9 protein-coding genes are annotated in these 12,330 nt (G+C 29.5%); all 9 read right to left on the reverse strand.

Features of this window, described 5'->3' with window-relative positions:
• Nucleotide 1: 1 nt before the first annotated feature.
• The 9 genes from MPAN_RS06170 to secA all read right to left on the reverse strand — a co-directional run bounded on the left by MPAN_RS06170 (nucleotide 2) and on the right by secA (nucleotide 12,218).
• Nucleotides 2–1,378 carry a Wadjet anti-phage system protein JetA family protein gene (locus tag MPAN_RS06170; protein ID WP_176238855.1) on the reverse strand — a complete coding sequence of 459 codons (1,377 nt, stop codon included), beginning with the start codon at nucleotides 1,376–1,378 and terminating at the stop codon, nucleotides 2–4.
• A gap of 90 nt (nucleotides 1,379–1,468) precedes the next feature.
• Entirely contained in the window at nucleotides 1,469–3,172 is a 1,704-nt protein-coding gene (locus MPAN_RS06175; RefSeq protein WP_176238854.1) for a DEAD/DEAH box helicase, read from the reverse strand.
• A gap of 120 nt (nucleotides 3,173–3,292) precedes the next feature.
• Nucleotides 3,293–3,940 (reverse strand): DsbA family oxidoreductase, encoded by a 648-nt coding sequence (locus tag MPAN_RS06180; protein WP_176238853.1) that lies wholly within the window; start codon nucleotides 3,938–3,940, stop codon nucleotides 3,293–3,295.
• A 67-nt stretch (nucleotides 3,941–4,007) separates the two neighbouring features.
• Nucleotides 4,008–5,480, reverse strand: a complete 1,473-nt coding sequence (locus MPAN_RS06185; RefSeq protein ID WP_176238852.1) for an amidohydrolase — start codon at nucleotides 5,478–5,480, stop codon at nucleotides 4,008–4,010.
• A gap of 42 nt (nucleotides 5,481–5,522) precedes the next feature.
• Nucleotides 5,523–6,299 carry a regulatory protein RecX gene (locus MPAN_RS06190; protein WP_176238851.1) on the reverse strand — a complete coding sequence of 259 codons (777 nt, stop codon included), beginning with the start codon at nucleotides 6,297–6,299 and terminating at the stop codon, nucleotides 5,523–5,525.
• On the reverse strand, nucleotides 6,296–7,792 hold the full coding sequence (locus MPAN_RS06195) for a S41 family peptidase (protein ID WP_176238850.1): 1,497 nt from the start codon (nucleotides 7,790–7,792) through the stop codon (nucleotides 6,296–6,298). Before MPAN_RS06195 ends, MPAN_RS06190 begins: the two co-directional genes overlap by 4 nt.
• On the reverse strand, nucleotides 7,774–8,646 hold the full coding sequence (locus MPAN_RS06200) for a YitT family protein (RefSeq protein ID WP_176238849.1): 873 nt from the start codon (nucleotides 8,644–8,646) through the stop codon (nucleotides 7,774–7,776). Before MPAN_RS06200 ends, MPAN_RS06195 begins: the two co-directional genes overlap by 19 nt.
• Nucleotides 8,639–9,739, reverse strand: coding sequence for a peptide chain release factor 2 (prfB, locus tag MPAN_RS06205; protein WP_176238848.1), 1,101 nt, complete (start codon nucleotides 9,737–9,739; stop codon nucleotides 8,639–8,641). Before prfB ends, MPAN_RS06200 begins: the two co-directional genes overlap by 8 nt.
• A 10-nt stretch (nucleotides 9,740–9,749) precedes the next feature.
• On the reverse strand, nucleotides 9,750–12,218 hold the full coding sequence (gene secA, locus MPAN_RS06210; protein ID WP_176238847.1) for a preprotein translocase subunit SecA: 2,469 nt from the start codon (nucleotides 12,216–12,218) through the stop codon (nucleotides 9,750–9,752).
• Between the last annotated feature and the right edge of the window lie 112 nt (nucleotides 12,219–12,330).

The raw sequence follows: 12,330 nt of genomic DNA on the forward strand, positions 1-12,330 counted from the left end.
ATTATATGCTCCTTATAATGAAGTTTTGGAATGTTACGAAATTATTCTTGCATTTATCTTTAGTAAGTTTAACTTCATAGTGCATACCTACTGATTTTGAATATAAGAATATCAAAATGAGTTTAACGTAATCTTCTTGTGTTTCAAGTAGAATATCTTTAGCTTCAATTTCTTTTTGTTGTCCTAAAGTAGATTTCACGTATAAATCAATTTCTTTTTTACCATAAATATTATTTTTGAGTAATGCTTTGATTTTCTCTTTTCTGTATGCATCAGAGATAAAACTATCATCAAAATTGATTTCTTCAGGTTCTGGTAGTACTCTTTGTCTTCTTTGATTATAAAGTGAATCCGTATCCAAGTTTTTCATCTGAGTGATATGAAAGAGTTGATTGTAATCTAAATCACTGTGATTGAGTAAAATTCTAAACAATCTGTTAAATATACCTTCTATATCATCTGATTGATTGGTGAAGAATAAAATCTTAGAAGCTGCTGCTGAAATATACTGTTCATTCTTACGGTCAATCGCTAAGATTAAATACTCTAGTGCAGAAAAACTATCTGTAATAAACCTCATACGATCTTCAACATATAAAAATGCTTCATTATAATCTTCAATACGTTTGACTTTAATGACAACTTTTGCAAGCTCATCCATTAAATCTGCATCATTTTGTATGTTAGAAATTGATTCTAAGATGCCTCTTTTATATCTAGATAAACTATCTGTCGTTTTTAAATTATAATATGCTGAATCAAAGAAATTTTGCTTATATTCAACAAGTAGTTTTTCTAATAATTGAGGTAGGTCATTTTTAGAATGTTTTTTTGTGATGTCATAATAATAACGATAAATATTAGCTTTTAAAGCTTTTAGTTTTCTAATAATATCATTTGTTTTTAAATACGCTTGTTCTAAAACACCGATACCTTCTTCAATTGTAAAACTAGACAAAAGAGAATACACTGTGTAGATTTCTCCTGTGTATTCGTTTTGTTGATTATTTTTTATGCGACTTAATATATCTATGATTTGGATGGAATAATCAAAAAGATTTAACGAGGTTTTATAATTACCTAATTCCTCTTCACCTAACCATCCATTCTTTTTTAATACATTAATAACGTGAATCGCTTTTTGTCTTGAAGTGTTTGATTGTTCATCTTCATCCATGTCTAAAAATTCATCAGTTTGTTGATCATCAAAATAATCAACTAACTTGGAAACGATGAATTCTCGATCCCCCTGAAAAGCATCTTCAATCGTATCAATAGCATTATAAATAATGAAAATACAATCGACATATGTATTTCTATTTGGGGAGGAAAGCACACTAAAAAAATTGTCATGCATCCTGTCAAACAAATGTGCCATGTAAGTCCTCCTTTATTTATATAAATAAAAAAATATGAATTCCATACTTATTGTATCATGAAATGTTCATATTTTCTATTTTTTAAGGTATTATTTTTTTGTAATTTTAAACTTTAATTTACGACCTTTAAATACTTTATCTGTAAGTTGGTCTAGCCTTTTCACAGCTTTCACGTGAATTTCAAAGTCTGTATGATCATCACTGATATTGATATCACCAATGTTACTAGGATACATATCAGCGTTTTTCTTGAAATAGTCTAATAAATGAGGCGCTCTTAATCCATCATTTTTACCAAGATTGATAGTAGCTGTAAAGTATTGTTTTGAATTGTCATCTCTTCTATTTGATTGATCTCTAGATCCACTTCTTGATGAATCTCTTGAGCCACTTCTTGATTGATCTCTTGAGCCACTTCTTGATCTATTTCTTGAACCACTTCTTGATTGATCTTTTGAAAAATTATTATCTTGTCTAGTTCTAGGTTTAGATATATCTTCATAAGTTTTTATTTGAACTGATAGTTTCTTAATTAAGGCAGAAATGATATCATCTTTATCGTAACCAAGTTCTACAAACTTAGCAATTAGCATATCGTAATTGGTTTCGTTTGAATCTGTTTCATGTTTGATTTGTTCAAATAAAGTTTCTTCTTGTTTTGCTTGAATTTCTATTAGTGTAGGTATTTCTAATTCTACCATTTGTTGCTTGATAAATTTTTCAATCATGAATAATTTGCCTCTCATTGAAGGATAAACAAATGATACAGATTTACCTGATAATCCTGCACGAGCAGTTCTACCAATTCTATGTACATATATTTCATCTTCAAATGGTAATTCATAATTAAATACCATATCAACATGTGATACATCAAGCCCACGTGCTGCAACATCTGTTGCAATTAATAATGTAAGTCTTCTTGATCTAAAGCGATTCATAACATAATCTCTTTGAGATTGTTTTAAATCTCCATGAAGTGCATCTGCTTCATATGAATATTTTTGCAAAAACGCTGCAAGATGATCAACATCTCTTTTTGTGTTTGCAAATATAATTGCTGATGAAGGATTATAAAAATCTAGAGCTCTTAATAAAAGTTGATCGCGATCTGTTTTTTTAATCATGTAATAAAATTGATCAATTTTATCAACAGTAAGTGATTTTGTTTTAATCTTTATAATTTCTGGAGTTTTTTGATATTTTTTTGCAACTTCTTTAATAAATGCTGGAATAGTTGCTGAAAATAATGCTGTTTGTCTTTCTTGTGGTGTGTCTTTTAAAAGTGTTTCTAAGTCTTCTTGAAAGCCCATCTTAAGCATTTCATCTGCTTCATCCATAATTAACATATCTAAACTCGATAAGTCAATAGTTCCACGATGTAAATGATCAATTGCTCTACCAGGAGTTGCTACAACGATTTGTGGATGTTCTTTAAGTGCTTTAAATTGTTTTTGATATGATTCTCCACCATATATGGATGTAATTTTAATTTGTTTATTAAATTTAACAAGTTTTAAAAATTCTTTGTAAACTTGTAAAGTTAATTCTCTAGTTGGACAAATGACAAGTCCTTGTATGTTTTTATTGTCAAGATCGATATGTTCAATCATAGGAATAGCAAAAGCAAATGTTTTCCCTGTTCCTGTTTGTGCTTGACCAATGAGATCTTTTTTCTCTAACATCAATGGAATTGCATGATGTTGAATGTCTGTTGTTTCAACCAAACCTAAAGCTTCTATAGCTTGTTTTGTTTCTTCTTTAATCGGTAAATCTTTAAATAATATATTCATCTTTTTCCTCAATTCTTTTTAACCTTACTAACTATATCATATATAAACTAAAATTGCTACATTATTGATGAAATATCCCTATATTTTAGTCATATATAACAAAAAAACCCTATTATGGGTTTATTGTCTTCTTTTTCTAACACAATTTTCGCCTTCGCAAAATTCTATATCTTTAAGCTTACCAAATGATTGATTTAATGTTTTTACGATTTGATCTACACTTTGTAATCCTTGGAGTTTAATTTTACCATTTATTCTCATAAAAGGTAGTTCATAAATCCCTTTTAGTTGTGCATTTTCTCTATTAGAAATCACTTGTGAAGAATATAAATCAGAATTAAGAATTTCCTCAGTTAAGTTTTGATCTAATTCAGCTTTTAATGCAATTTCTCTTAATAATTGATGATTTGATAAATCTTGATGTTTTTCATATATTTCTTCAAAGATTAAATGATTAAATAGTTGTGATTTTTTTTCTTTTTTAGCTAAATGTGCGAGACGATGAGCATCATGAATTTTAAATAAATCTAAATTAAATTCATTTTCATCTAAAAATGTTTTGACTTCTTCTACAGGAAGATTTTTATGTCTTGATATAAACTTTTCATATGGCTCATTTGTATCAAAATATTTAGCTTCAACCATTTCGTAACTTCTGCATACTAATTCAATGTCTTTCATATCATAAGTTTTGATCAACTCTTCTATGATTTGATGTTGAAGATAACATTTTGGACATAAATAATCTAACCAAAATTCAATTTTCATGCTTTCACCTCTCATCTGCAAATATTTTAACAGTTATTCATATAAGCTTCAAGCATGATGCTTATAATCATCTTTTATAGACTATTTTTTCATTTATAATAGTCATTTCTACACTTTGATTTAATAATTGGTTTAAATTAATTTTTAATAAGTCATCTTTAGTCACTGTGAAATCTGCAATATAACCTTTTTTTAGTAAGCCTCTATTTGTTTTATATGTTGGAATATTTGCATATGTTGTGTAAAGTTTTAGTGCTTCATATCTTGTAAGTCTTTCTGCTTCTTGAAATATTTGATTATTATTTAGTAATCTTGTGATTGCCACATGCATGCCTTTAAAAGGATTTGGATCTTCAACTGGTGCATCACTTGATCCACAAATTGTAATATTGTGATTTAAATATGTTTTAAGTGGATAAATAAATTGGGGTTGTTTTGAAAAAATATCTAGAATTTGGGGAAGATCAGAGGTTATAAATTGAGGTTGTACATCTAATATAATTGGCAGCTTTTCCATACATTTGATTGTATCTAAATCTGCTAGTGAAGCATGAATGATGCGATCATGTAATCCTTTTTTAGGTGGATATGCTTCAAGGATATCAATAAGTTCTTTGAGACCTAAATCACCTATCACATGTATGGCAAGTGGTAAATCTTGCTTTCTTAATTTTTTAACAAGTTCTATAAGTTCATTTTGTTCAAACATACGCATGCCTTGATCATTTGTGTGAAGATATGAATGCTTGAGTAAAGCTGTTTTAGATGTAAAGGTACCATCATAAAATATTTTAACTGCACCTAGTTGTAAGTACTGATTTTGATCTAGAAAAGCTAATTTTGAATCAATGAAATCATCAATAATCATATAATGCATCAGTAAATGTGCTCTAAAAGGTAGCTTTATAAGTGTTTCATTAAAAATATCTAGTGTTTCATGAAAACCATTGAAATAGTAAAGATCATCTGAGTGGCCTCCAGTTATACCATAGCTGTGTAATTTATTTATAGAGTTAACTAACATCTTTTTTAACATATCTTTATCTTGTTTATGAAAGCTTTTAATGACTAATTTAGCATCATCTTCTGTTAAAAAACCTGTCTTACTGTCAATACCTATACGATCTAAGACATAATCGTTTACCGTGACGCTGTGATAATCAGAATGTCTTAAAACAATTGGGCCATCTGAATGGATATCATTTAATTCATATTTATCAATATCTAATGGTTTATATCCTTCAAAGAAACTCTGATGAAGAGCAACTTGTTTTTTTAGTTCATTTAAAAGAGCTTCTTTTTTATTAAATTTTTCTAAAGAAACCAAACTTAGTTTTTGTCCATAACCAATCAAGTGTAGATGACTATCTACAAAACCTGGATATATATGATGTCCTTTGAGATCAATTTCTTTCTCAAAATCTAAATCTTTTATATCATCATCAAATCCAACAATCAAACCTTGATTGGTAGCTAGTTTATGATATGTTTTTGTTTCATCTTCAAGTGTATGAAAATATCCGTTTTTCCATAAAATCATTTAATTCACCCTTTTCTAATAAAAAGTTCTACCATGATTTTATCATGATAGAACATTTTTTTGTATAAATATAGCTTCAATATCATTCATCTCAAAGCCTTTTTGATAAAGTTTTTGTTTTAAAAATGCTTTTAATTCATATCCCTGTTTTTTATCTTTATATTTATCATATAATTTATCAAATGTTTTTTCTAAAAGTGGTTGTTCATCTCTTGGAAATTCTTGTTTCATATGAATTAAAATAGAATCTATAATTTCTCTTTTATACCCTTTAGTTATGAGATGATTTCGAGTTGATATAAGTGCTTGTTTCTGTGTTTTTTGTTTATAAGCGGTATATTTCTTTTTAACTAAGACAGATAGAATTTCATATTCATCTATTTGGCTTAAATATTTTTTTATAATATCTTGATCTACACCTTTTTTTAATAATTTTGATGTGATAAGTTTTGGACCTTGAAGATGCTTTTTCATCTCGATGTATAATCTTGTATATTCATCGTCATTAATATATCTTCTTTTTTCAAAACCGGATACTAATTCTTGTGCTAAATGATAATTACAACCTTTATCTACAAGATAATCAAGCAATTCTTTTTTTGTTTGCATGCGCTTAAGCTTAAGAACGCCTAATTTCGTATAATAAATTTTGTCGTTTTCTTTAAGCATTTCATAGTAAACATCTTTTTCTAAAGATATACCTGGTTTTAAACGATACTTTATAAAGATATCAAGTTCAATATTTGATATAAATTCATCATCAAAAGTGACTTTATATCCTGATTTTAATTTCTTTATATCTGTTACTAATTTGCTCATGAGCGTATAAGATCTATGACTTGCTCAACTTGATTGTCATATGTTAGATCTTGTTGATATGTTTTTAATAAGTTAAACATATGATTTGCGGTTTGCATGTCTAATATACTTGTTTGTAAAAGAGATTGTTCTTGTTGAAATAACAAAATATAGTCTTCTGTAGTTTGATCAAAATATCCATCAGTTCTTATCATTGAAATGCCATCTAATTCAAAGTACACATTCAAAAATTCTTGAAATCTAACAAGGTATGCTGATACGTCATCTATGCTTAAATCTCCATCAAAATAAAGATTCGATAAGCCTAGATATCCTGTTTGTTCAATTAGATTGACATCTAAAGGATATTCTGATACCTTTTTATCACCATCATAAAGCCAATTACCTTCTGTATATGTCAAATAATATCTTATCGTATTGATCGTTTCTAGTAAAACCGTATTTTGATAAACATCTTTTCCATAAGTGTAATTTCCGTATAATTCATATCCGCCATTTACACTAAGTGCTGCTGCTAGGACTTCTGCAGCAGATGCAGAATGTTCATTCACTAATACCTTGATATCGTATGGTTTTGCAACTGATAATCCACCAAGATAGTCTTCTTGAAGATTTATTTTATTAATCATTGAAAATAATGGTGTTTCAACATTTCTAATGAGTAATTGTTGCGTAATTCCTGGAATTAGACCTTGCGATCCTTGATTATGAAGAGCTGTTAAAGATCCACCTGGATTATTTCTTAAATCAAGAATTAATGTGTCTGTTTCATCAACTAATATATCATCTTCAAGACTATTTAAGACATCTGAGAATACTTTAGCTGTTCCTTCAGTAACATCTTGAATATATCCAGAAAATTCAGTAATTTTTATATACGCAATATCTGCATCTATAGATTTAGCATATGCAGTAGGTGTTAAGATTTCTTCATATGTTATATCAATTGTCACTTCATTTAAATTTGGTTGTAAAACGATTAATGATTTAACCTCATCAACTTCACCAGCCAGATAAGAAGTCCAAAGGGTTGAGTCATCTAAATCTTCAAAGTAAATAGCAGTTGTTTGATCCATGACGCCAATAATTAAATCATTAGGATAAAGCTTGGTAAAACTTGGACCTTGAAATAAAACATCTTCAACTCTAAGACCATTGTCTTGTGTTGTAATTGTTATACCTAGACCAACATAAGATTCATCTCCTGTTGGAGCAACATTAAGTGCTGCTGCTGATAATCTTGTATATGGATCATTATTTTGCTCAGCATAGGAGTTAACGATTGCTTCCATTTGTGCAACAAATGCAGCATCTTTTTCTCCTTGCTCTAAATCATAATAATAATATCTATCTAGAGCTTCAGTGATTTCTGCATAAACATCTAAAAAGGGTTCAGGTTCGTTTGTAACTAAAAAAGTCTGAACTTGATATCCAGCAAAAAATGCTAATAAGACTGATGCAAAAAATAATATACCTATTTTTCTATTTTCCATTGCGAACTTCCTTTGCTAAATCCATAACCACTCGCTTCTTTTGTTCTAGTAACAAAAGTGAATGCTTTTGGATCAATTTCTTTTAGTATTAATTTAAACGTATATAACTGTAATCTATCAATTGTACATACAATCATTTCTTTTTCTTGGTTTGAATATCCACCAATAACTTTAATCTTTGTAAGCCCTCTATCAAGTTTTTCATAAATGGCTGCTTTTATTAAAGCGGTTTTATCTGTTAGTATGAAAAACGTAAATCCTGATCTGCCTTCAATTGACATACGATCAATGATCATACCACTTAATATCATTGCACCAAATGCATATAATCCTGCTTGAAAATCAATAAATAATGCAACTGTAATAATAGCTCCATCAATAATGTAAATTGCCCAAGCAAAAGGGATATGAAGATATTTATGCATCATATTTTGCAAAATATCTATGCCACCGGTTGTTGAATTGTTTCTAATAACTAGTCCTAGACCTGTTCCTACAGTTAATGCGCCAAATAAACCAGCAATTAAATAAGGACTTTCATTAATATACTGCATAAAGAAATCAGGTGCAACAGTTTTTTCTAAAATAAAAACAATGACTGGATATAAAACTGTAGCATAAACAGTTTTTAAAAAGAAAGTTTTTCCTAAAAAGATAAGTCCCATCGCTAATAAAACTATATTAGCAATCATAATAAATAAAGACACTGGTATGAAATCTTGTACCAGAACCGAAATACCCATAACCCCACCGATAACGAGGTTTTGTGGTAATAAGAAAAAATAGAAACCCAGTGTTAAGAGTATAACTCCACCCGTAATTTCTAATATTTCTACAACTTTTGTTCTACTCATGAGCATCACCTGATTTTAAGTAAGCATTGATAAAACCGTCAATATCACCATCCATGACTAATTCTACATTACCAACTTCATAGTTGGTTCTGTGATCTTTAACCATTTGATAAGGATGAAAGACATAACTTCTAATTTGTGAACCCCAAGAAATATCTTTTTGTTCACCTTGAATATTTTTTAATTTTTCTTCTTGTTTTCTTATTTCTTCTGCTACAAGTTTAGCTTTTAAAAGCGTCATTGCAGTTTCCTTGTTTTTTAATTGACTTCTCTCATTTTGACATGTAACTACGATATTTGTTGGTAGATGCGTGATTCTAACTGCAGAGTCAGTTGTATTAACGGATTGTCCGCCAGCACCACTACTTCTATAAACATCTACTTTTAAATCTTCATCTTTGATATCGATTTCTATATCATCATTAATTTCAGGTAAGACATCAATAGACGCAAATGATGTATGTCTTCTTGCATTAGAATCAAAAGGTGAGATTCTAACTAAACGATGTACACCTTTTTCAGCTTTTAAATATCCATATGCATAAGAGCCTTTGATTAAAAGCGTAACACTTTTAATCCCTGCTTCATCACCTGATTGATAATCAATAACTTCAACTTTATATTTTTTTCTTTGCGCATATCTAGAATACAATCGATAAAGCATATCTGCCCAGTCTTGTGATTCAGTACCACCAGCTCCAGGATGAATTTCTATAATTGCATTATTTTCATCATAAGGACCATTAAGAATTGTTTCTAGTTCAAATGCTTTTAATTCTTCTTGTAAACTTTGAATATCAATTTCTAATAAATCCCATTCTTCTGATTGTTCTTCAGAAATTTCAGCCCAATCGATTAATTGAGTTAATTTTTGTTTTAAATGAAGATATTGATCAACTTTATGACGTATCGAATTCGCTTCTTTTGTTACTTTTTTAGCTTGATTCGTATTAGACCAAAATGCTGGATCTTGCATCTCTTGATTAAGTTCTTTGTATTTTTCTTCTAGTACATCTGGTTGTATCGCTCTATGAAAGTCTTCAATCGATTGCTTAAACTCAGTAATTAGTTTATTTACATCATAACGTTCCATGATTGTCTTCCTATCTCCAAGGTAGATTTCTTTGGTTTTTATTCTTTCTTACCTTAGGTTTTTTTGGTTTCTTATCTTCAACACCTTGATTTGTTTGTGTGTTTTTAACTACAGCTTCTCTTTCTTGATCATACTTAATTTGTGCACGAATTGCATATCTAGCAACATCATTTGAAATATTTTGCACCATTTCATTAAACATGCGAAGACCTTCTTTTTGATAAATAGTTAAAGGTTGTTGTTGTCCATATGCTTGTAATGTAACACCTTGTCTAAGTTCACTCATCGCATCAATATGTCTCATCCAATATGTGTCAATAACACGAAGCATAACAACTTTCAAAAATTCATTATATACTTCTGGAGGGAATGCTTCTTTTTTCTTATCTAATTCAGATAATCCCAAATCAACAATAAAATTATTTATTTCTTGTTCATTTAATTTTTCAATATCTTCTTTTTTAATCGTATCTAAGTGAAAAACATTTCCATTAAAATGAGCTAATAATTGATCATAATCAATTTTATATTCATTTTTTCCAACTGCATGAATAAATTGAGTTGCTTGTCCATATAAAGCATTTGAAACTGTTTGTCTTACTTGATCTTCAATAGATTCAAATGTAAGAACTTCTCTTCTGTTTTGATAAATAATTTCTCTTTGTTTTCTTAAAACGTCATCATATTTTAAGACTGTTTTTCTTGAATCATAATTATTACCTTCAATACGTTTTTGTGCACTTGTCACAAATCTTGAAAATAATTTTGATGATAAAGGTTCATCAGTTGTATTGATGCGTTCAAGCGTCTCAATTCTTCTTTTAAAGGACTCTCCACCAAATCGCATCATCAGTTCATCTTCAGCAGACAAATAGAATCTAGAATATCCTGGGTCACCCTGACGTCCTGAACGGCCTCTTAACTGATTGTCAATACGTCTTGATTCATGACGCTCACTACCAATAACAGCTAATCCTCCAAGTTCTACTACACCTTCGCCAAGTTTAATATCTGTCCCACGACCAGCCATATTGGTTGCAATGGTTACGCCACCTTTAAGACCAGCTTTTGCAACAATTTCAGCTTCTCTTTCATGATTCTTAGCATTTAAGACCTCATGATTAATTCTACGTTGTTTTAACATAAATGATAACATCTCTGATGTTTCAACAGCAATGGTACCAATCAATAAAGGTTGTCCTAATTTATGTCTTTCTTCAACTTCATCAACTAATGATTTAAATTTATCTTTTAATGTTGCATAAATAAAATCAGGTTCATCCTTACGGATAATCGGTGCATTTGTAGGAATTTCAATAACATCCATGTTATAAATGTCTCTAAATTCTTCTTCTTCAGTCTTTGCTGTACCAGTCATCCCTGATAGTTTTTTATACATTCTAAAGAAATTTTGATAAGTAATAGTAGCAACCGTTACAGTTTCTCTTTTTACTTGAACACTTTCTTTTGCTTCTAATGCTTGATGAAGACCTTCAGAAAACTGACGTCCTCTTAAAATACGTCCAGTAAATTGGTCAACAATTAAAACTTCTCCATCATTGACTACATATTCTTTGTCTCTAGACATAATATAATTAGCACGTAGTGCATTATTAATATGATGCACTAAAGATACATGTTTTAGCTCATATAAATTATCTATTTGGAAAATACGCTCTGCTTTTTCAATACCAGATTGAGTCAAAGCAATACTTTTAGATTCAATTTCAATTTCATAATCTTCATCTCTAATTGATTTTGCAAAACGATCAGCAGCTTGATATAAGTTTTGATTATTTTTTGAACCACCAGAAATAATTAATGGTGTTCTTGCTTCATCAATTAAGATAGAATCGACTTCATCTATAATTGCATAGTTTAATCCACGCTGTGCAACCATATCTTTAGCATATAAAACCATATGGTCTCTTAAGTAATCAAACCCTAATTCTGAGTTCGTAGAATACAAAATATCACAATCATAAGCTTCTTTCTTTTGTTCTCTATTTAACTCTCTAATGTTTAGTCCAACAGTAAGACCTAAAAAGCGAAATAGATCTCCAATTTCACCTTCAACTTCACGTCCAGCCAAATATTCATTGACTGTAACAATATGAACACCTTCACCATTTAATGCATGAAGATAAGCAGGCATAACAGCCGTTAAAGTTTTACCTTCACCGGTTCTCATTTCTGCAATATTACCACCGTAAATGGCAACAGCACCTTGTACTTGTACAAAGTATGGAAACAATCCAGTTACTCTTCTTGATGCTTCTCTTACAACAGCAAAAGCTTCAACCATAAGTTCTTCAAGTGTTTCACCTTTTTGATATCTCGATTTAAATTCTTCGGTTTTTTGTTTTAATTGATCATCAGATAAAGCAGCCATTTCATCTTCTAATAAAAAAACAGCATCTGCGATTTTCTTAGCTCTTTTTAATTCTTTTTTGCTAGGATCAAACCAATTTTTTAGCATACTTCCACATCCTTTTCGTTCTCTATTATATTACTATAATAGACTATATTTTACAAGCGTTTTAGCGGTTTCTAGTTATTTACCATAATTCTAGTAAAAGGCAACATAAAGG

Source organism: Mariniplasma anaerobium, from assembly GCF_016865445.1.
Classification (GTDB): Bacteria; Bacillota_I; Bacilli_A; order Acholeplasmatales; family Acholeplasmataceae; genus Mariniplasma; species Mariniplasma anaerobium.